Annotated in this window: 20 protein-coding genes and 1 riboswitch; of the genes, 7 read left to right on the top strand and 13 right to left on the bottom strand. The window is 38.2% G+C overall.

Annotation, left to right across the window (positions count from 1 at the left end; genetic code table 11):
* Genes EL087_RS04400 through EL087_RS04385 form a run of 4 tightly spaced genes read right to left on the bottom strand, consistent with a single transcriptional unit; the run spans position 1 to position 3096 of the window.
* Positions 1 to 591, bottom strand: coding sequence for an L-threonylcarbamoyladenylate synthase (locus EL087_RS04400; protein ID WP_126407068.1), 591 nt, complete (start codon positions 589 to 591; stop codon positions 1 to 3).
* Positions 584 to 1414, bottom strand: a complete 831-nt coding sequence (prmC, locus tag EL087_RS04395; RefSeq protein ID WP_126407065.1) for a peptide chain release factor N(5)-glutamine methyltransferase — start codon at positions 1412 to 1414, stop codon at positions 584 to 586. The genes EL087_RS04400 and prmC overlap by 8 nt, the downstream gene beginning before the upstream one ends.
* On the bottom strand, positions 1414 to 2493 hold the full coding sequence (gene prfA, locus EL087_RS04390) for a peptide chain release factor 1 (RefSeq protein ID WP_126407063.1): 1080 nt from the start codon (positions 2491 to 2493) through the stop codon (positions 1414 to 1416). Before prfA ends, prmC begins: the two co-directional genes overlap by 1 nt.
* A gap of 18 nt (positions 2494 to 2511) precedes the next feature.
* Positions 2512 to 3096, bottom strand: coding sequence for a thymidine kinase (locus tag EL087_RS04385; protein WP_126407061.1), 585 nt, complete (start codon positions 3094 to 3096; stop codon positions 2512 to 2514).
* Positions 3097 to 3199: 103 nt separating this feature from the next.
* Between EL087_RS04385 and EL087_RS04380 the strand changes: the two genes are divergently transcribed.
* Positions 3200 to 3400: a 4-oxalocrotonate tautomerase gene (locus EL087_RS04380; RefSeq protein ID WP_224785091.1), complete on the top strand. Its 201-nt coding sequence runs from the start codon at positions 3200 to 3202 to the stop codon at positions 3398 to 3400.
* A gap of 73 nt (positions 3401 to 3473) precedes the next feature.
* Here the strand turns inward: EL087_RS04380 and EL087_RS04375 are convergent, their stop codons facing one another.
* The 6 genes from EL087_RS04375 to nox all read right to left on the bottom strand — a co-directional run bounded on the left by EL087_RS04375 (position 3474) and on the right by nox (position 11213).
* A complete protein-coding gene (locus tag EL087_RS04375; protein ID WP_126407059.1) occupies positions 3474 to 4817 on the bottom strand; it encodes an MATE family efflux transporter in 1344 nt (447 codons plus the stop codon).
* 99 nt (positions 4818 to 4916) lie between these two features.
* Positions 4917 to 6182 (bottom strand): nucleobase:cation symporter-2 family protein, encoded by a 1266-nt coding sequence (locus tag EL087_RS04370; protein WP_126407057.1) that lies wholly within the window; start codon positions 6180 to 6182, stop codon positions 4917 to 4919.
* Positions 6182 to 6763, bottom strand: a complete 582-nt coding sequence (locus tag EL087_RS04365; protein WP_003031369.1) for a xanthine phosphoribosyltransferase — start codon at positions 6761 to 6763, stop codon at positions 6182 to 6184. The genes EL087_RS04370 and EL087_RS04365 overlap by 1 nt, the downstream gene beginning before the upstream one ends.
* Positions 6764 to 6863: 100 nt before the next feature.
* Positions 6864 to 6959: riboswitch (purine riboswitch) on the bottom strand.
* A complete protein-coding gene (gene guaC, locus EL087_RS04360; protein ID WP_126407055.1) occupies positions 6955 to 7938 on the bottom strand; it encodes a GMP reductase in 984 nt (327 codons plus the stop codon). It overlaps the preceding riboswitch by 5 nt.
* Positions 7939 to 8132: 194 nt before the next feature.
* On the bottom strand, positions 8133 to 9689 hold the full coding sequence (locus EL087_RS04355; RefSeq protein ID WP_126407053.1) for a ClC family H(+)/Cl(-) exchange transporter: 1557 nt from the start codon (positions 9687 to 9689) through the stop codon (positions 8133 to 8135).
* Between the two features lie 150 nt (positions 9690 to 9839).
* Positions 9840 to 11213 carry a H2O-forming NADH oxidase gene (gene nox / locus EL087_RS04350; protein ID WP_126407051.1) on the bottom strand — a complete coding sequence of 458 codons (1374 nt, stop codon included), beginning with the start codon at positions 11211 to 11213 and terminating at the stop codon, positions 9840 to 9842.
* Positions 11214 to 11497: 284 nt separating this feature from the next.
* Here nox and EL087_RS04345 point away from each other — a divergent pair, with 284 nt between their 5' ends.
* The 6 genes from EL087_RS04345 (at position 11498) to EL087_RS04320 (ending at position 16992) form a co-directional block, all read left to right on the top strand.
* On the top strand, positions 11498 to 12427 hold the full coding sequence (locus EL087_RS04345) for an FAD:protein FMN transferase (RefSeq protein ID WP_126407049.1): 930 nt from the start codon (positions 11498 to 11500) through the stop codon (positions 12425 to 12427).
* A gap of 19 nt (positions 12428 to 12446) precedes the next feature.
* Positions 12447 to 13055 carry an NADPH-dependent FMN reductase gene (locus tag EL087_RS04340; protein WP_126407047.1) on the top strand — a complete coding sequence of 203 codons (609 nt, stop codon included), beginning with the start codon at positions 12447 to 12449 and terminating at the stop codon, positions 13053 to 13055.
* A gap of 18 nt (positions 13056 to 13073) precedes the next feature.
* Complete coding sequence (locus EL087_RS04335) at positions 13074 to 14318, top strand: NAD(P)H-dependent oxidoreductase (RefSeq protein ID WP_126407045.1); 1245 nt, start codon at positions 13074 to 13076, stop codon at positions 14316 to 14318.
* A gap of 136 nt (positions 14319 to 14454) precedes the next feature.
* A complete protein-coding gene (locus EL087_RS04330; protein WP_126407043.1) occupies positions 14455 to 15438 on the top strand; it encodes an ABC transporter ATP-binding protein in 984 nt (327 codons plus the stop codon).
* The gene (locus EL087_RS04325) at positions 15431 to 16210 is read left to right on the top strand and encodes an ABC transporter permease (protein WP_126407041.1); all 780 of its coding nucleotides are present in this window, start codon (positions 15431 to 15433) and stop codon (positions 16208 to 16210) included. The genes EL087_RS04330 and EL087_RS04325 overlap by 8 nt, the downstream gene beginning before the upstream one ends.
* A 2-nt stretch (positions 16211 to 16212) precedes the next feature.
* Entirely contained in the window at positions 16213 to 16992 is a 780-nt protein-coding gene (locus EL087_RS04320) for an ABC transporter permease (protein WP_059220725.1), read from the top strand.
* A 27-nt stretch (positions 16993 to 17019) separates the two neighbouring features.
* Here the strand turns inward: EL087_RS04320 and EL087_RS04315 are convergent, their stop codons facing one another.
* Genes EL087_RS04315 through msrB form a run of 3 tightly spaced genes read right to left on the bottom strand, consistent with a single transcriptional unit; the run spans position 17020 to position 20636 of the window.
* Positions 17020 to 18729 carry a cache domain-containing sensor histidine kinase gene (locus tag EL087_RS04315; protein WP_126407039.1) on the bottom strand — a complete coding sequence of 570 codons (1710 nt, stop codon included), beginning with the start codon at positions 18727 to 18729 and terminating at the stop codon, positions 17020 to 17022.
* Positions 18726 to 19460 (bottom strand): response regulator transcription factor, encoded by a 735-nt coding sequence (locus tag EL087_RS04310; RefSeq protein WP_022525119.1) that lies wholly within the window; start codon positions 19458 to 19460, stop codon positions 18726 to 18728. Before EL087_RS04310 ends, EL087_RS04315 begins: the two co-directional genes overlap by 4 nt.
* 57 nt (positions 19461 to 19517) lie before the next feature.
* Entirely contained in the window at positions 19518 to 20636 is a 1119-nt protein-coding gene (msrB, locus tag EL087_RS04305) for a peptide-methionine (R)-S-oxide reductase MsrB (protein ID WP_126408147.1), read from the bottom strand.
* Between the last annotated feature and the right edge of the window lie 8 nt (positions 20637 to 20644).

Genomic DNA, 20644 nt, shown 5'->3' with positions numbered 1-20644 from the left:
TTAGAAGTGAATTTCTGGAATTTTAGCGAGAATTTCTTCGCAAGTGACAGCACCTTGGCGTAGAATATGTGCTGTTTCACCAGATAAATCCAAAATAGTTGAATCCTGTCCTGTTAGAAAAGCATCATCTTCTATACCAAGAACTTCGTGATTGAAATCGGTCATAATTTGCTGGAAGTTTACTCCGCTACTCTTTCCAGATAAATTTGCGGACGGACCAATGAGAGGTCCAAATTTTCTAATCAAGTCCAATGTTTTAGGATGACTAGGGACACGAAAACCAATTGTTTTCATACCTGAATTTACCCAAATGGGAACTTGTTCATTAGCTTGTAAAATAATGGTCAAAGGACCGGGTAGAAAGGCTTGATAGAGCTTTTTTAAATACTGAGGCTGATGTTTGGAAAATTGATAAATTTCTTCTAAGCTTGAAACATTTAAATTCAAGGCCTTTTCGCGAGGTCTGCCTTTTAAGTCATAGACATGACTGACAGCCTGTTCATCCAGTGCCTTACAAAATAAACCATATACAGTCTCCGTTGGCAGCACGACTGCTCCTCCGCTGCTCAGCATTTCTTCAATTTTATCCATTATCTACCACTACCATTCTATCTTTTCCGAATTGATCTTGCAAAACGCGAATTCTCATTTTTGGAAATGCAGACTGAAATAGTTCTTTTACATGTTCCCCTTGTTTGTAGCCAATTTCGAGATAGATTTTACCTTTTTCTGTCAAATGTTTTTTGGCGTTCTCAGCAATTTTTCGATAAACAGCATACCCATCTTCTTCAGCAAAAAGAGCAAGATGAGGTTCTGAAGCAAGGACATTTAGTCCTACTTCTTCTCTGTCCGTCTCTGAAATATAGGGCGGATTGGATACAATAATATCATACTTTCCTGTAATTGCCTGAAAACAATCAGACTGAACAAAATCAATCGCTACATCAATTTCTTCTGCATTTTCTTGCGCCAAATCCAGAGCATCTTGGGAAACGTCGGAAGCCGTGACCTGCCAATTCGCACGCTCGGTAGCCAAAGAGAGAGCAATTGCTCCACTTCCAGTGCCAATATCCAAAACTTTCAGACTGCTATTTTGATTTTCAGACAAGATAAGGTTGACCAATTCCTCGGTTTCTGGTCGAGGAATTAGCACTCGTTCATCTACTTTGAACGAATGTCCATGAAATTCTGCATTTCCAATAATGTATTGGGCAGGTCTATGAACTAATAATTGAGATTGAATCTTTTTCAGTAATTCTATATCATCTTCTGTTGCTTCTGCCTGCATTTTCAACACAAATTGGGTAAAAGATAAGTTTCTCAAAACTTGAAAAGTAAAGGAGAGGCTTTCAGCTTCTTCACCGACTGCTTCAAGCTGTTTTTCCATTTCAGAAAGAATTTGAGCTAATTTCATTATTTATTCAATTCTTCTAGTTTTTGTGTTTGGTCATACAATACCAAGGCGTCCACGATTTCATCTAATTTCCCAGCTAAAATCGTATCTAGCTTTTGCAGCGTTAAACCGATACGGTGATCTGTCACACGATTTTGTGGAAAATTATAGGTACGAATCCGCTCCGATCGGTCTCCAGTACCAATAGTTGATTTCCGCTCGGCATCTTGCTCGTCTTGCGCAATTTGCGCAAAATAATCCGCTACACGCGCACGGATGATCTTCATAGCTTTGTCACGATTCTTTTGCTGCGTTCGTTCTTCCTGCATTTCAACCTTGATATTTGTCGGCAAGTGAACAATCCGAACGGCTGTTGCAACTTTGTTGACATTCTGACCGCCAGCACCAGAAGCGTGATAAATGTCAATCCGAAGATCTTTTGGATCAATATCGTATTCCACTTCTTCAACTTCAGGCATGACTAAGACTGTGGCTGTCGAAGTGTGAACTCGTCCTTGACTTTCTGTTACTGGGACACGTTGTACGCGATGAGCACCTGATTCGTATTTTAATTTGGAATACACGGATTGACCAGAAACCATCGCTACTACTTCTTTGAAGCCACCGACTCCATTCATGGAGGCTTCCATAACCTCAAATTTCCATCCTTGCGATTCAGCGTATTTTTGATACATTGTCAGAAGATCACCGGCAAAGAGCGAGGCTTCATCACCTCCTGCTGCACCACGGATTTCTAAGATGATGTTTTTATCATCATTTGGATCTTTTGGTAAGAGAAGAATTTTCAATTTTTCCTCGTATTCTTCTTTTTCAGCTTTTGCATCTTTGAGCTCTTGCTTTGCCATTTCTTCCAAATCAGCATCGCCAGAAGCGTCTTTAATCATTTCCTCGGCATCTGTGATGTTTTGGAGCACCCTTTTATATTCACGATAAGTTGCTACCGTATCGCGTGTACTTGCTTCTTCTTTGGACAATTCCATAAAACGCTTGGTGTCACTGACAACATCTGGGTCACTCAGAAGTTCCCCCAGCTCTTCGTAACGATCTTCAACGGCTTGTAGTTGTTCATAAATATTCATCGTTTGCTACACTTCTCCTTAACTCTTCATTTCGTCAATTTCTGGCTTAAAATAATGCTTCCGACAGACAGGAATATATGTTTCATTCCCACCGATTTGAATCTGCTCCCCTTCATAGACCGGCTTACCATTCGTTGTTCTTAATACCATGGTTGCTTTTTTGGAGCAAAACTGACAAATCGTTTTAATCTCATCAATTTTATCTGCTAGAAGCAGGAGATATTTCGAGCCTTCAAATAACTCATTGCGAAAATCATTTTTCAAACCAAAAGCCATAACTGGTACGTTTAATTCGTCAACTACCCTCGCTAAGTCATAGACATGATGACGAGAAAGAAACTGCGCTTCATCAATCAATACGCAATAAGGCTTTTCAGGCATTTCTTGAATAAAGCGGAAAATATCAGTATCTTCTGCTATTGCAACTGCTTTTCGCTTCATGCCAATACGACTAGAAACAACGCCGAAACCGTCACGTGTATCAAGTGCGCTCGTCATAATGACAACACCTTTGCCTTGTTCTTCGTAGTTGTGTGCTACTTTTAAAATTTCGATTGTTTTGCCCGAATTCATCGTGCCATATTTATAATACAACTGAGCCATTTTCTTTAATTCGTTTCAAATTCTCCAATTTTTAATACTTCTTATTTTACCATATTCTGACACGCTTTAAAACCTAATTTATGATAAAATAAAAATATCAAAGATAAAAAGGAGAAACACTATGCCATTTGTCAGAATTGATTTATTTGAAGGACGCACGTTAGAACAAAAGAAAGCTCTTGCAAAAGAAGTTACTGCCGCTGTCGTAAAAAATACTGGTGCGCCACAATCTGCTGTTCATGTCATCATAAACGACATGCCAGAAGGGACTTATTTCCCACAAGGTGAAATGCGTACAAAATAACAAAAAAGAATCTTGGATAAAAATCTGAGATTCTTTTTTTAATTCAGAATGATAAATGATGTAGATGCAACATTTAAGCTAATTTCTTTTTTTGAATATGATTAAGACGAAGTTGGTATAAAATGCCACTAACAACCAGACTAGAAATTAAACCAATCCAATAAGCAAAGGGACCTAAATTTGTCATGTAATCCAATAGTAATCCAACTGGTAACGACACACCCCAATAGCCAATCAAGCCCAAATAAAATGGAACTTTTGTATCCTTGTATCCGCGTAAAATCCCTTGAAGTGGTGCTGCAAAAGTATCTGCTAATTGAAAAAATAAACTGTAAGTTAAGAAAATAGACGTCAAACGTATAAATTCTTTGTTGGTTCCATACAGTGAAGCGACTTGATAACGGAAAAGATATAAAAATGTCAGCGTGAAAACAGCGAACCCAAGTGCAGTCAATCTTCCCAAAACACAATATTTTCTGACATAGTCTAGGCGCTTTGCGCCAATTTCGTAAGAAACGATAATCGCCATAGCATTAGAAATGCTCATAGGAAAAGCATACATAAGATTGGAAAAGCTGATAGCCGATTGGTGACTGGCAATGATTAACGAAGAAAACTTAGCCATGAGCAAACCTACGACTGAAAATATCACAACTTCTGCAAAGACAGTTCCGCCAATAGGAAAACCGAGACGAATCCCTTCCTGCAATCCTTCTTTGTCCAAAGGTCGAATTTTCCATAATTGATATTTTTTAATTCTAGGATGTCTTTTGGCAACTACTACCGAAAGGATTAACAGCACCCAGTAAGCCAACGAAGTCCCCAGCCCCGCTCCTGCTCCGCCCATTTCTGGGAAACCAAATGCCCCATAAATTAAAATGTAGTTAAAACTGGCATTCAACGGTAGCAAGAGCAACATAAGATACATGGATAATCTTGTCAATCCTAATGCGTCTAATAAAGAGCGTACAACACTAAATAAAAGCAAAGGGATAATACCAAATGCCAAATACCAGAGGTAGTGTATAGAGACTTCTGCTACTAATGGTTCTAATCCAATATTGGACAAAACAAGCGGTGCGCCTAGAAAAACGAGCCCAAACAAGAGAAGAGACAAGCCGAGAGATAAATAAATAAACTGATAAAAATCAGAAGCGATTTTTTCTTCCTGTTTTTGTCCTAGATGATGTCCAATAATCGGAACCAAGGCTGAGACAATACCAGTCAAAAAAGTAAAAAACGGACTCCATAAGCTAGTCGCCATTGAAACTCCCGCCAAATGCAACGTATGGTATTGCCCTGTCATGGTTGTATCCACAAACGAGGCTGAAAAATTGGCCAGTTGATAAATCAAAATTGGCAAAAAAATCGAGATAAATAAGGTCATTCTTTCTTTTAAATTGCGAGCTTGGTACATACAATCTCCTCAAACAATGCTTTCTCTCTTAACTATACTATAAGCGCTCAAAATAGTCAAAAAAGCTAGGAGAAAATCCTCCCAGCCTCTTGTCGAGCTTTATCTCTTCTCACGATTTAAAATAAGGTTCAATACAATCGCAATGACGCTCGCCATAACAATTCCATTTGAGAAAAACATTTGCAAGCCGGTTGGCAAACTGTTAAAAAGATTGCTTCCATTTAAGCCGACTCCTGCAGAAATAGACACAGCGGCAATCAAGAAATGATGTTCATTGTGTTCAAAATCAACTCGTGCTAGCATTTGCATTCCCTGAACAGAAACAAAACCAAACATGACAAGCATGGCACCACCGAGTACAGGACTTGGAATAATTTGTGCCAAAGCTCCGAATTTTGGTAATAATCCTAACAAGACTAAGAATCCTGCTGCATAATAGATTGGTAGACGTGTTTTAATTCCAGAAAGTTTGACTAAACCAACATTTTGTGAAAATCCTGTATAAGGGAAAGTGTTAAAAATACCGCCAAGAAGTACTGCAAGTCCTTCTGCACGATAACCATTTCGCAGACGAATGCTATCTAACTTTTCGTTTGTAATATCTGAAAGTGCAAAATAAACACCTGTTGACTCTACCAAAGAAACTGTTGCAATAATACACATCATGATGATGGATGAAAGTTCAAACTTAGGTATTCCAAAATAAAACGGTGTCGGAACATGCACAAGAGGAGCTTGAGCTACTGGCGCAAAATCTACTAAGCCCATAAAGCTAGCAATAATCGTTCCAATAATTAAGCCAATCAGAATGGAAATGGATTTAAGAAAGCCTTTCGCAAAGATATTTACTAACAGTATAATTAAAATCGTAACAGCAGCTAACAGCAAACTTTGTGCAGTGGGCTTTTCACTATTATTTCCCATATTGCCAATCGCAACAGGAATAAGTGTCAAACCAATGGTTGTAATGACTGAGCCCGTCACAATCGGTGGGAAGAAATTAGCAATTTTAGAAAAAATTCCTGCAATCAAAAGAACGTAGATACCGGAAACGATGAGCGCTCCAAACATAGCTCCACTTCCATGTTTTTGACCAATCATAATCAGAGGTGCAACCGATTGAAAAGCAACGCCAAGTACGACTGGCAAGCCAATTCCGAAATATTTATTGAGTTGCAATTGCAAAAATGTTGCCACACCACACATAAAAATATCTGTGGAGATGAGATAGGTCAGCTGTTGGCTCGAATAACCTAGCGCACCAGCAATCATAATGGGTACAAGGATTGACCCAGAGTACATTGCCAATAAGTGCTGCAAACCTAAGACAGCCGCCTGTGAGTGTTTTTCTTCTTTCAGTTCCATTATGCATCAGCCTCCATAAATACAACTTTTCCATTTTCAAATTTTTGAATACGAGCCAAAGAAACGACTTTTCGCCTATCTTCTTCTAGCAACTTTCTTCCTTCTTGAAATGATTTTTCAATCACAATGCCAATCGCTTCCACATGGGCACCTGATTGTTCAATGATATTAACCAGCCCTTTAGCTGCTTGCCCATTTGCTAGAAAATCATCGACAATAAGCACTTTATCATGATGATTTAAAAATTTCCCTGCAATTGAGACCGTACTTGTCACTTGCTTGGTAAAAGAATAGACCTCGGTCGTCAAAATACCTTCTGTCATAGTGATGTTTTTTGATTTTTTCGCAAAAATCATCGGAACGCCCAATGCTTCTGCTGTATAGATAGCAGGTGCTATTCCAGATGCCTCAATTGTCACAACTTTTGTAATACCAGCCGAGCGAAAATAGGTTGCAAACACTTTACCAATTTCTTTCATCAAGTTGAAATCGACTTGGTGAGTCAGAAATGAATCCACTTTTAAAATATTTTCTCCTAAAACATTTCCGTCTTTTAGGATGCGTTCTTCTAATAATTTCATAAAATCTCCTTTTAGAAAAAACAAAAGACTTGCCAAAAGCAAGCCTAAAACAATTGGTTAACCAACTGAATACAAAATTCCTTGCTAAAAAACATAGCAGGAAAGTTGAAGACTTACTTATTGTTAGACATTAGGTGCCTTGTAGAAACATTACGCCAAATTCGTAATATAAATAAGTAATTATTTTATTGTTAATGAGCGTCACCATTCCAAATGGAATTTTTCACAATGACGTAATCTACGTGCTTAAGACCAGCTAAATCTCTTCCGCCAGCATAGGAAATAGCACTTTGCAAGTCCTGCTCCATTTCAACTAAAGTGTCAGCTAAATGTCCTTTAACTGGTAAAAGAATTTTCTTTCCTTCCACATTCTTATAAGCACCCTTTTGGTACTCTGAAGCTGAACCATAATACTCTTTAAATTGTTCACCATCCACTTCGACCGTTTGACCTGGGCTTTCGATATGACCTGCAAATAGGGAACCAATCATCACCATAGTAGCACCAAAGCGAATGGATTTGGCAATGTCGCCGTGCGTACGAATGCCACCGTCCGCAATAATCGGTTTGCGTGCAGCTTTTGCACACCAACGAAGAGCAGCTAATTGCCAACCTCCTGTACCAAAGCCAGTTTTTACTTTTGTGATACAAACTTTTCCTGGTCCAATGCCAACTTTTGTTGCATCTGCTCCAGCGTTTTCCAGCTCACGAACAGCTTCTGGTGTCCCGACATTTCCTGCAATCACGAAAGTATCAGGGAGTTCTCTTTTGATGTGATGAATCATATCAATCACACTATCTGAATGTCCATGCGCAATATCAATCGTGATATATTCTGGTGCATCTTCTTTCAACTGGCTAACGAAATTATATTCATAATCTTTCACACCAACCGAAATGGAAGCAATCAGTCCTTGCTCATGCATGCGCTTGATGAAAGGAATACGGCCAGCTTCGTCAAAACGGTGCATGATGTAGAAATAGCCACTTTTCGCCAATTTTTCTGCTACATCTTCATCCAGAATTGTTTGCATATTAGCTGGAACAACAGGAAGTTTGAAGGTGTGATTTCCAAAAGTAACTGTCGTATCAGCTTCTGACCGACTTTTGAGGATACATTTATTAGGAATCAATTGAATGTCTTCATAATCAAAAATAGGAAATTCGTTCAGCATGTCACTCTCCTTAAATAGTAAATTGTATGCAAAAATGACCTACCTATGCTTTCACATCGCTACGTCTTTCCTGACGTTTCCTTTAGTATTATAACATAAGGTACAGAAATTACAATATAATGACGTATAATATTTTTTATCGTTCGGAAATTATGGGTTATTCTTTTAGGTTCTAAAAAAGAGGTTTCCCTCTTTTACAATAGCAAATCTTTAATGCGTCCAATATCTGATTTTTTCAAGACTACATAAATCATATCTCCTAGATACAGGCGCGTGCTACCATTCACTGTTTGATTTCTTCCGTTGTGATGTTGCATGGTAATTAGAATATCTTTTGGTAGTTCTAATTCGTGCACTTGCTTGCCGGCTATTTTCTCAGAAACAGGAATTTCGATAAGCGTTGTCTCACTATCATCTGCCATGCTATCTGGAAGCAATCGCTCTAGCATAGCCTCATACACAGGTGCTCCACCCAGTAAATCCATTACAACGTATGCCACTAAAGTCACTAGACCAAGAGGCATGAGGTTTCGTATATCACCAACCATCTCAGTCACCAAAATGATGCCAGTTAGCGGAGCCTTTGAAATGGCACCAAAGTAGCCACTCATACCTAAAATAATAAAAATGGGAAATTGCTCTTGAGTTGCAAAGCCTAATCGCACACAAACGACACCAGCAATTGCCCCTAAAAGAGAGCCGAGAGCTAAAATGGGTAGAAAAATACCACCAGGAAGCCCACTACCATAACTAATCATACTCCAGATAAAGCGAATAACAAAAAACATCACTAATGTTAATAGCAGATAGTGTTGACTGGTTAAAGAGAGAACCAGTTGATTGCCACCGCCTAAAAGCTGTGGAAGAAAATATCCTACTGGTAAAATGAAAATAAAGGCTATAATAGGATAATATTGCGGAGAAAGATGCAAAATTTCACCAATCATATCATAAATACGAGGCATGGCTAGAACAACTTTTTCATATAAAAATCCTGAAAAACCAAGAAAAATTCCTAACAACAAATAAAGCCAGTATTGCCCTAGTCCCATCAGAGGAATATTATCTGGCATATTTAATACGGGTGTCATTCCAAAAATTATAAGCGAAACAAAATTCGCCGTTAAACTTGCCGCCAAAGACGAGACCCAAAAGAAACGTGAAAAATGATGATAGACTTCCTCAATAACAAACAGTAAACCCGCAATCGGAGCATTAAAAGCTGCTGCCAGCCCTGCTGCCGCTCCACTAGCAATCAAAGAACGCTCTTCCACAGGGCTTAAATGAAGATGTTTGGCAATTCCCTTTCCACCCATTGCTCCAAGTTGAATACTGGGTCCCTCACGTCCTAGCATCAAGCCACTTGCAATGGCTAAAACACCTAGAATATACTTTTTCCAAAGGACACTCCACCAAGATAAGGTCATCAGCCCTTTCAGCTCTGCTTCTACTTGCGGAATTCCAGAACCTTTAATATCTTTTTCCGAGAGCGTTAACTTTGCACTTATCCAAATCACGCAAGCATAAAATAACAAAATAAAAGCAAACCAAATCATACTATCATGACCTTGCTGATAGAAATGTTGAATGATATGAAATCCCTTTTCAATCAAAAAACGAAAAGAACCAACAATTGCACCCACGATAATCCCGACTAAAATTCCTCTTGAAACTTGCAGAATAATCGAACTAGATGTAAATGCAAATTCTTTCTTGGTATTTGATATTCCTTTTTCTGTATGAACAGACATCGTTGCCTCCCAAATATGTTCTCTCTCTATTTTAGCATAATTTTACAATTTTTATTATTGCTTGCAGAATTTGTTTTAGAGAATGAAATTCTAAATAAAAAATCAAACCAGCCTCATACGAAACTGGTTTGTAAACTTAATAGCCTATCCTTATTTTTCAGCTGTCAATGCTGCCATTGTGATGTAGTTATAAGGTTTGTTAAAGTGTGGCAGGAAGAAAATATCTGTCAAAGCTAGTTTATCAATGGTCACTTTTTCTTGGATTGCAAGTGAGAAGAGATGAATACCCATTGAAATATCTTCATGTGAAGCCATTTGTGCTCCAAGGATGACACGTGTATCTTTATCAAAAACGATACGAATGGCTACTTCATGGTTATCGTGTTTGATAAATTCTGGCTTTTGAAGGTCGTTAAAGCCAGTTTCAACGGCATTGTAGCCAGCAGATTTTGCTTTTTCCAATGTCAAGCCAGTTGAAACCATTTTAAGGTCGTAGATGTTGATACCGTTTGAGCCTTGCACACCAATGCTTTCTAATACATGACCAGTTGCGTTGTAAGCACCAACAATACCTGAACGAACCGCATTTGAAGCAAGTGCAATATAACTCATTTCATCAAGGGCGTTGTCATAAATCGTTGCACAGTCACCAACCGCATAAACTCCTGGGATGCTTGTTTCTTGTTTCTTATCAACAAGGAATGCACCATTACGGAAAAGTTCAATCTTGCCAGCGCCAAGGGCAGTGTTTGGTCGGAAGCCAACAGCCATAATGACCATATCTACGTCAAACGTTTCTTTATCTGTTACAATACGTTCAACTTTGCCTTCGCCTTCAACTGCTTGCACAGTTTGACCGTAGGCAAGTTTAATACCATGATCTGCTAAGTTTTTACTCATCAAATCAGACAATTCACGATCGTAGTAACCAGCAAGACAAGTATCTGCAACGTCAATCAAGATTACTTCTTTTCCAAGGCGTTCAAAAGCTTCTGCGAGTTCAACACCAATGTAGCCGGCTCCAACAACAGCAACTCGATTGATTCCTTTATTGTTTTTCAGTTTTTCAATCACTTCAGCTGAGTTTTGATATAATTTTACAAATTGAACGTTTTCCAGAGTCGCTTTAAATTCGCGATTCCCTTCTACAATTTCAACACCTTTAATCGGCGGAATGATTGGTTGTGAACCAGTCGCAAAAATCAATTTGTCATAAGATTCAAGATGTTCTTGACCGTTTACAAGTGCGGTCACTTCTTTTTTATCATAATCAACTGATAAAACAGGGCTTTCCATGTAAACTTTAGCACCTTTTGCTTCAAGTTTTTCCTTATCTGAATAGAACAATCCTTCTGGACCGTCAATTTGCTTACCAATCCAAAGCGCCATTCCGCATCCTAAAAAAGAAATGTTTGAATTTTGGTCAAACACCACAACTTCGTTTTCATTTCCGAAGTTGTCTAACATCGTATTGATACAAGCTGTACCAGCATGGTTGGCACCAATAACAACAATTTTACTCATAGAGCAATTCCTACCTTAATTTTTAATTTACTAAAACATTATAACATTACGTGTTAGCGTTTACAATATATTTGCTCATAAAACTGAAAAATATTACATTTTCTATCAATTTAAGAGAACTTTTCATGAATGCTTTCATTTCTAATCTCAATGTAGTTTTTATCTCATTTTGTAGACAGACAGCTTTGTTGAAATTGTCAGAAAATTATAAAAAAGTTTGTGAAAACGTTATCTATCTGTTATAATAGGTATGTATTTTTTATTTGTAGAAAGGATGTGATATAGTGGACTTCAGCTCTCGTTCCATTCACTTAATGGGAACGACGATTACGATTTCAATTCTGCATCCGCAAGCAGGTTTGCTACTTGACGAAGTTATTCAGCTACTTTTTCTGTATGAGAAACGCTTTAGTGCAAATGATGATGCTTCGGAATTGATGAAAATCAATCATCAAGCTGGAAAGCAATGGGTTCAGGTGCATCCTGATTTGTTTGAGCTAATTGAGCTAGGAAAACAGCATAGTTTAGCTCAAAATAGTCACTTAAATATTACTATCGGACCACTTGTACAAACATGGCGAATTGGTTTTTCAAACGCTAAAGTGCCTCAGCCGGAAGAAATCAAATATTGCCTTTCTTTAATAGAACCTACTTTTATTAAACTCGATTCTGCTTCTTCTAGTGTTTTTTTGGCAAAAGAAGGAATGAAAATTGACCTTGGAGCACTTGCAAAAGGCTATATTGCTGATAAAGTGATGGAGTTCTTAAAAAATAAAGGCGTGACTTCTGCTCTCATCAATCTAGGCGGGAATGTATTAACCCTAGGAATCAACCAAGTTTCCAAGCGTCCTTGGTGGATTGGGATTCAGCATCCAAAATTAACACGCGGAAATAACCTCGCCATTCTTCCTATCGTGAATCAATCCGTTGTGACTTCAGGAATTTATGAGCGAACCCTTGAAAAACAAGGGCAAACCTATCACCATATTCTTGATGGTAAGACAGGCTATCCTGTGGAGACAAATGTCGCTAGTTTAACGATTGTGTCTAATCGCTCTGTAGATGGTGAAATTTGGACAACACGATTATTTGGTGAAAGCCCATCGTCTATTCTAGAACAAGTTGAAAAAGAAGAACAGATTGAAGCGTTAGGGATTACAAAAGATGGTCAATTATTCTATTCTTCTGGTTTAAAGCCAGAACTGCTATTTTAATATCGGAAAGGAAATAATTATGTTAAAACTCATCGGTTTAGTTGGTACAAATTCAAAACGTTCCACCAATCGCCAACTATTACAATATATGCAAAAACATTTTGCGGATAAAGCAGAAATTGAACTGGTGGAAATCAAAGACATTCCCATTTTCAATAAACCCGCAGACAAAAAACTTCCAGCTATTGTAACGGAAATTGCTGAAAAGATCGAAGCGGCTGACGGGGTCATTATCGGAACGCCTGAATACGACCACTCTATCCCAGCTTCGCTCATGAGTGCTCTAGCTTGGCTATCTTACGGCATTTATCCACTGCTCAATAAACCGGTCATGATTACAGGTGCTTCCTTTGGAACCTTGGGTTCGTCTCGTGCACAGTTACAGCTTCGCCAGATTTTGGATGCCCCTGAGTTGAAATCTTCCGTCATGCCTGGCTCTGAATTTTTGCTGTCGCACTCTCTGCAAGCATTTGATAAAAATGGCAATCTCATTGACCTTGAAACCATTCAGAAATTGGATGCACTCTTTGATGATTTCCGCCTTTTTGTGAAAATTACCGAGAAGCTATCTAGTGCGCAGGAATTATTGCACAAAGAAGCTGAAAACTTCGACTGGGAAAACTTGTAAGCAAAGGAGAATGACGCAATGAAATTTGTAGGAATTGTAGGCTCAAATGCAGAGCAATCGTATAATCGTAAATTACTGGAATTTATCAGAAGACATTTTAAACTAAAATTTGAATTGGAAGTCTTGGAAATTGATGAAGTTCCGATGTTTAATCAAGACGAAAAATGGGACGAATCTTTCCAGCTTCGCCTCCTATACAACAAAATTACCCGTGCAGACGGAGTCATTATCGCAACACCTGAGCACAACCATACCATTACCGCCGCTCTGAAAAGCGTGCTTGAGTGGCTGTCATTTGAAGTTCATCCATTTGAAAACAAGCCTGTCATGATTGTGGGCGCTTCTTACTACGATCAAGGAACTTCACGCGCACAGGTCCATTTACGCAAAATTCTCGACGCACCAGGTGTCAATGCTTATACTCTTCCCGGAAATGAATTTCTGCTTGGAAAAGCCAAAGAAGCCTTTGACGATGAGGGAAATATTACCAACGAAGGAACCGTCAAATTCCTTGAAACCTGCTTGGATAATTTTATGAAATATGTAGAGGTCGTTTCAAAATTGAAAAAACCAAAACCAATTGAACCAGAAGATTTAGATGTTACCAAACCTATCGCAACAACGATTCAAGGCATTGACCCAGATGATCCTGAATGGGTTGAAAAAGCCGCTGCCATGGTGGGCGCTGTCTCAGGAGATACCTATGTAAAACTAGACCACGGTATTTTAACGGTGGATCAGATCAATATGTTCTTGAAATCCATGCCTTTTGAACTGACTTACGCCGATGACAACAATCAATTCCTCTACTACAACAATGCACATCAAGACCCTGATACCATGCTGGCAAAACGTATACCATCTCAGTCAGGAAACCGCCTATCAACGGTTCACAATTCACTTCCGACTGGCAGAATGAAAAATGTAGAGTGGGTGGTCGGAACCTTGCGTAACGGCAATCAAGAATACGTCCGCACCCTGATTCCAAATCCGCATTCACCAGTTTTAAATACACACAATTATCAGGCCATGTACTATCCAGACGGCTCTTACGCTGGTATCAATGAAATTGTCTTTAATTTCAGACCATGGCTGGAATGGTACTTGGAAACAACTGGTCAGCAGCTAGTTGGCGGAAGCGGTCCATTCACTCCTGCAGGAGGACAGGCTAAAGCTGATGCTACTTCCGGTGCTTCGGATACAGGTAGTCACAGCGAGAGTAGGGGTGAGGCAGATGCTACTTCTGCTGCTTCCAGTCATTGATCTAAAGAAAAGGTTGAGAAATCTTGTCTCATCCTTTTTCTGTGCAAAAGATCATTCCATAAGATTCACTTGCGCAGATCTCGTGAACTTGTTATAATGAATATACGCAAACGTTTTCTGCCACAAGGAGATAATGATGATTGAAGCAAATCAATTATATAAGACATATAGTATTGTCGAGAAAGAATTAGGTCTTAAAGGTTCTATCAAAGCCTTTTTTCGCCCTAAGAAAAAACAAATTCATGCTGTACAGAATATTTCATTAACGGTCCAAAAAGGTGAAATTATTGGTTATATTGGTTCGAATGGAAGCGGAAAATCCACGACTATAAAAATGCTGACGGGTGTTCTTTATCCAGATCGAGGCAATGTTAAAATTAATGGACTTACCCCACAGAAACATCGCACAGCAGTCAATAAGCAAATTGGCGTTTTGTTCGGACAAAAATCACATTTACGTTGGGATATTCCTGTGCTGGAATCTTTTATTTTGCATGCGAAAATCTATGACGTTCCTGATAAAGTTTTTGAGGAACGCTTGGAGCAATTAATTGACCTGTTGCAGCTAGGAGATTTTATTCACCAGCCTGTTCGTAATCTTTCGCTCGGGCAACGAGTTCGCTGCGAATTTGCTGCTATATTCATTCATCAACCTGCCGTTGTTTTCTTGGATGAACCTACAATCGGTCTTGATGCCAGTGTAAAAGAAACCATCCGCTCTTTCATTCGCTTTATGAATAAAGAGTATCAGACAACTTTCCTCATTACGTCTCATGATATGCAGGATATTGAGTCGCTCTGCAAACGAATTTTCATTATTGATAAGGGCAAAAAGGTTTATGACGGAAGTCTGACGCAATTAAGAGAAAAGTTTTCAACAATTAAAACCATTTCTTTCAAAACGCAAACGCCAATAGAAGAGCTGTTCCAAATCAATGGTTTTCGTTTTGAGAAAATTGACTCTTATCATTTCAATATTCATTATCAGACGGATATTTATACTAATGCCCAAGTTATTAATCAGATTTTTGATCATTATTCAATCGAAGACCTAGCTATCAAAGAATTGACAATTGAAAATATCGTCAAACAAATTTATGAGGAGGGGCTTGATGAGTAAATATATCCATATCACACGATTAGCTCTTATTACGCAACTTCAATATAAATCTTTCTTTGTTGCAACCTTGATTCGTACTTTCATACAAGTTCTTGTCTCTATTTTTGTTTGGAAAACTATTTTTTTCACTCAATCTCACGTTAATGGTTATACTTTAGAAACGTTCACTACCTATATTATCTTCGCAAATCTACTAGGAAATCTAAATAGTTTTAGTATTGGACGGGATCTATCTCTGATGATTGTAGATGGGAATATTACTGGTGAGCTACTCTATCCTTATTCCCTCATTACTTCGCTCTTTTTCCAAGACTTTGCTGTCAAAATTGTTGAAATTGTTAAATTCATTCCAATTTTATTAGTTATCCCTTTGCTTCAAGGACAGTTTTATCTTCCAAATTGGCAGACAGGATTGCTTTTCCTATTTTCTAGTTTATTAGGAATGTTTATCATCCTCCTGTTAGATTTAGGATTTAGCTTAACAGCCTTCTTCACGGCAAATACTTGGGGAATTTTGATTCTCAGAAACGGGCTTTTTTCACTCGCTTCAGGAGCGCTTTTGCCACTAAGTTTTTATCCAGAAAATATTGCAAATATTTTGAAACTATTACCTTATAGCTTTGCTGTTAATTTTCCGGTCAATATCCTTTTGAAAAGACAGGTTAATTTTGAGCTCTTCTGGATTCAATTGGCTTGGATTCCGATACTTTCAGCTTTCATTGCTTTTCTTTGGTATCAAGCTAAACGTCGTTTAGTCATTTTAGGAGGTTGAAGATGAAATACATCAACATTTATTTTTATAACCTCAAAGCTTACTTGATTGCTAGCATGTCTTACCGAATGGACTTCTTCATCGGACTTGTCTCTTCCTTGATTGAACAGATTGTTTATTTAATCTTTTTAAATGTATTATTTGCAAATATCAAGGAAATTGCCGGATTCAACTATGGACAAATGCTATTTATTTATGGAATGGCAACTATCGGACGTTCAGTTCACCTGATTTTCTTTGACAATCTTTGGATGTTTGGAAGCCGCTATATTCGCAAAGGTGAGTTTGAACGCCTGCTTATCATGCCCATCAATCCTCTTTTTCAGCTAATTTGTGAACGCGTGCAGCTACAAGGCTTTGGCACAACACTGATGGGAGCTATTGCAACTTATCAATCCTATCATTTACTCGGACTGCATTGGAACATTTTTCATCTACTTCTCTTTGTCTTTATCTGTATTTGTATTGGTTTACTCTATGCCGCTATTCAATTAGGACCTACTGCTCTTGCTTTTTGGATTGTCGAATCTTTCCCTATCACAATGGGGATTTTCTCCCTCAATCAAATGGCACAATACCCTATCAAAATTTACCCAACCTTTATCCAATTGATACTAATTTTTGTATTTCCTTATGCTTTTACTTCTTTTTTTCCAGCTCTTTATTTTTTAAATCTAAGCTGGATTGGTTTGCTACTTCCTTTAGTCCTACTTGTTATTTTTACTATCAACTACGCTTTATTCAAATACGGCATGAAAAAATTCTCCAGTGTTGGGAATTAAATATTAAAAACCAACTGAAATCTTTCATCAGTTGGTTTTATTTGCCTTTGGAAAATAGAGACGAATCTCCGTATAAGTATTTTCTTCAGATTTAATTTCCATGTGATAGGATTTACCAAATTGTAATTGCAAACGCTGATTAACATTCTTCAAACCGACACCACCCAAGCGAACGAGTGTAGCATTTGTAGTTTCGCTGGCGACAAAGCCACGACCATTGTCATAAATTGAAACGATGAGCTGCGTGTCATTTTCAGAAACGCTAACTCGAATCATCCCTTGACGATTCATTTCTTTGATACCATGGTAAATGGCGTTCTCAACCAAAGGCTGCAAAATCAACTTCGGAATTTTGTAGTCATCATATTGCTTCAACTCTTTAATCTCATATTGTGATTTCTCACCATAGCGCTGTTTTTGAATAAAGAGATACTGACGCACATGGTCAATTTCATCTTTAAGAGAAATTTGTTCATGTCCTTGGTTCAAAGCTAAACGGAAATACTTAGCGAGTGATTTTGTTACTTCTACCACACGCTTGCTGTCATTAAATTCTGCCATCCATACAATTGTATCCAACGTATTGTACAAAAAATGCGGGTTGATTTGGCTGGAAAGCGCCTGCAATTCATATTTTCTGACATTCTGTTCCTCTTCTTTGACTGCAATCATCAATTGATCAATCCGGTCTAACATAATATTAAATTGTCTTGCCAAATCAACTAAATCAGGAGAGCCGGTTTCATTAGCCCTCAAATCTGAATGCCCACTTCCAACCTTTAAAATGGTTGCTTGCAAATCTCGCAAAGGCTTAATCCAAAGCCGAAGCACAAACCAGATCCCTATTAGACAAACACCCAAAGCAAACAGACCTGTTCCAATAAAAGACCACAAAATCTGCGTTTGAACTGCATGCAATTGTTCCATTGAAGAAACCCCAATCAATGTCCAACCACTATTTGGAATTTGATATTGAGATACATAAGCTTGTTTTGATTTGACATAGCCATTTTTGACAGAAAGATAGGGCGCCATCGCTTTCATTTCAGCGTTAGAAGAATAAACTGCTTTTTTAGGATGATAGACAAAGTCATGATTGGCATTGACGATAAAGGTAAATCCTTCTTTTCCTAACTGCAGTTGATCTAAGTAAGCTTCCAACGTCTTGTATCCAATATCTAAGCGAACAACCCCCAAATTTTTACCGTCTTTATCTACAACTTCCTGCATGATTGAAATCACCCATTTTTCACCAATTGTATGGCTGACGGTTCTTCGTGCTGGTGTCAAAATCGGCATAGCACCTTTATGGATAGCATCCTGATACCATTTTTCTTTCATCATATCAGTGGATGTCTTCATGGTTAATTCAGGATCTGTTGATATGAGATTACCGTCTTTTGTTACCAAAATAGCAGATACCAAATCCAAATCTGTTTTTAAAATCGTTGCGAATAATTGCCGAAGTTGTTCAGCGTTTTCTTGGCTTGGTGTTTGTGCGTATGTCTTTATTTTCTCATTTTCAGCCAAACTACTCGTTGTCTGTTTAACTTTTTGTAAATAAGAAGTGATAAACTGACCACTTTGCTGAATGGTCTTGCGTGTATTTTGCTCAGTTGTCTGGCGAATAGCAACCGAACTAGTCTGATAATAAATCCCACCGACAATTCCCAAAAGAGCTAATATCATGATAAAAACATAAATCACTAACTGAATCAGAAGCGAATAACGTTTCATTTCCCTTCTCCTCGTTTAAATTGCCGCGGTGTCACTCCAACGACTTGTTTGAAGCGTTGAGAAAAATAGTTCATATCTTCAAAGCCGACCTGCTCTGCAATTTCATAAACCTTCAAGTCAGTTGTCAAAAGCAGTAATTTTGCTTTCTTCATCCGTTCTTGAATTAAGTAATCCTGAAATGGCAAGCCCAGCTCTTTTTTGATGAGAACACTCAAATAAGACGGACTAAACCCTAACTGAAAAGCAAGTGATTTAAGAGACAATTCTGTATCGGTCAAACGATCATGAATTGCTTGTTCTAAATCAGAAAATTCTGCTTGCTCAACCAGTTCATGAACTTGCTGCTGCTTTCGCTCCTTGTCCAATTTCTCTTTGACTTTCAACAACATCGTTTCCACATCTTCCCGCGAAAACGGCTTTAGTAAATAATCATCAGCACCTAATTTTACTGCTGACAAAGCGTAGTCAAAGTCGTCATAACCCGTTAAAAAGATAATATGAACAGAAGGATATTGTTCTTTGACCAATTGAGCTAGTTTAATCCCGCTTATATGTGGCATATTGATATCTGTCAAGACAATATCGGGCTGTGCAAGCTGTATCTTTTCCCAAGCATCCAAGCCATTTTCAGCCTCATCCATGACTTCCATATCAAATGTTTCAAAATCTACTAAAGACGAAATACCTTGCCGAACAAGGTATTCATCTTCTACAATCATAATTGAATACACTAGCGCACCCCTATTATTTATTAAACTCATTATAGCAAATTTCTGTGAAAATTGCTGTTACACATAGTCTAATAAATATCCATAACCTTTACTTTCCATTTGGTCTTTCGGAATGAAACGAATGGCTAAACTGTTAATACAGTAGCGAAGTCCGCCCTTATCTTTTGGTCCGTCCGTAAAGACATGACCAAGATGTGAATTTCCAATACGGCTTCTAACTTCCGTCCGTGTCATATTAAAGCTATGGTCTTCTTTATAGTTTGCGACATCCGGGCTAATCGGACGCGTGAAGCTAGGCCAACCACAACCTGATTCAAATTTATCTTTTGATGAGAATAATGGCTCACCTGTTACAACATCGACATAGATTCCTGCATCAAATTTATCCCAATAACGATTTGAAAAAGCACGCTCAGTATCATTTTTTTGTGTTACAGCATATTCCTCATCGGATAGTTTCTTTTTAATCTCTGCATCACTAGGCTTTTTATATTTGGAAGCATCAATAACTGGATAAGAAGCCTGCTTAACATTGATATGGCAATACCCATTTGGATTTTTCTTTAAATAATCTTGGTGGTACTCTTCAGCCTTAATAAAATGTTTTAATGGTTGTTTTTCGACCGCCAATGGCTCTTTAAATTTTTCTTTCTGCTCGTCAAAGACTTTGTTAATCGTTTCTACATCAGCCTGATCTTTATAATACACGCCTGTACGATATTGCACTCCACGATCATTGCCTTGCTTATTTTTGCTGGTTGGATCGATAATTCTAAAGTAATGTAGCAAGATTTCTCTTAAAGAGATTTTATTGGCATCATAGGTTACATGAACCGTTTCTGCATGTTTTGTCTGCGAGATTAGTTCGTATTTCGTGGTTTCGCTAGTGCCATTAGCATAACCAGAGACTGCGTCAACCACACCATCTACACGCGAAAAATATTCTTCTACCCCCCAGAAGCAACCTCCTGCCAAATAGATATGCTTTAAATTTGCATTTTTCAAGTCCGCTTTCTTTTGCTTGACCGGTTCAGCCTGGCTAACAGCTGCTTCTTTAATCTGATTAATAGCAGATTGATTTTTAAGGGTTGGCATCATGCGACTTCCCAGCACAAATAAACCTAAAACCAGCAGGACTGCTCCACCAAATAATAACCATTTCATTTTATGATCCATCATCCTCC

Source organism: Streptococcus milleri, assembly GCF_900636525.1.
GTDB classification, from domain to species: domain Bacteria; phylum Bacillota; class Bacilli; order Lactobacillales; family Streptococcaceae; genus Streptococcus; species Streptococcus hominis.
The sequence above is the reverse complement of the archived record's forward strand: the minus strand, read 5'-3'. Positions and strand labels throughout refer to the sequence as shown.

Bases quoted from the DNA above. Each gene is read 5' to 3' on its own strand.
- EL087_RS04400 (WP_126407068.1), bottom strand. From the start codon at position 591: ATGGATAAAATTGAAGAAATGCTGAGCAGCGGAGGAGCAGTCGTGCTG.
- prmC (WP_126407065.1), bottom strand. From the start codon at position 1,414: ATGAAATTAGCTCAAATTCTTTCTGAAATGGAAAAACAGCTTGAAGCA.
- prfA (WP_126407063.1), bottom strand. From the start codon at position 2,493: ATGAATATTTATGAACAACTACAAGCCGTTGAAGATCGTTACGAAGAG.
- EL087_RS04385 (WP_126407061.1), bottom strand. From the start codon at position 3,096: ATGGCTCAGTTGTATTATAAATATGGCACGATGAATTCGGGCAAAACA.
- EL087_RS04375 (WP_126407059.1), bottom strand. From the start codon at position 4,817: ATGTACCAAGCTCGCAATTTAAAAGAAAGAATGACCTTATTTATCTCG.
- EL087_RS04370 (WP_126407057.1), bottom strand. From the start codon at position 6,182: ATGGAACTGAAAGAAGAAAAACACTCACAGGCGGCTGTCTTAGGTTTG.
- EL087_RS04365 (WP_003031369.1), bottom strand. From the start codon at position 6,763: ATGAAATTATTAGAAGAACGCATCCTAAAAGACGGAAATGTTTTAGGA.
- guaC (WP_126407055.1), bottom strand. From the start codon at position 7,938: ATGCTGAACGAATTTCCTATTTTTGATTATGAAGACATTCAATTGATT.
- EL087_RS04355 (WP_126407053.1), bottom strand. From the start codon at position 9,689: ATGTCTGTTCATACAGAAAAAGGAATATCAAATACCAAGAAAGAATTT.
- nox (WP_126407051.1), bottom strand. From the start codon at position 11,213: ATGAGTAAAATTGTTGTTATTGGTGCCAACCATGCTGGTACAGCTTGT.
- EL087_RS04340 (WP_126407047.1), top strand. From the start codon at position 12,447: ATGTTAAAACTCATCGGTTTAGTTGGTACAAATTCAAAACGTTCCACC.
- EL087_RS04335 (WP_126407045.1), top strand. From the start codon at position 13,074: ATGAAATTTGTAGGAATTGTAGGCTCAAATGCAGAGCAATCGTATAAT.
- EL087_RS04330 (WP_126407043.1), top strand. From the start codon at position 14,455: ATGATTGAAGCAAATCAATTATATAAGACATATAGTATTGTCGAGAAA.
- EL087_RS04325 (WP_126407041.1), top strand. From the start codon at position 15,431: ATGAGTAAATATATCCATATCACACGATTAGCTCTTATTACGCAACTT.
- EL087_RS04320 (WP_059220725.1), top strand. From the start codon at position 16,213: ATGAAATACATCAACATTTATTTTTATAACCTCAAAGCTTACTTGATT.
- EL087_RS04315 (WP_126407039.1), bottom strand. From the start codon at position 18,729: ATGAAACGTTATTCGCTTCTGATTCAGTTAGTGATTTATGTTTTTATC.
- msrB (WP_126408147.1), bottom strand. From the start codon at position 20,636: ATGGATCATAAAATGAAATGGTTATTATTTGGTGGAGCAGTCCTGCTG.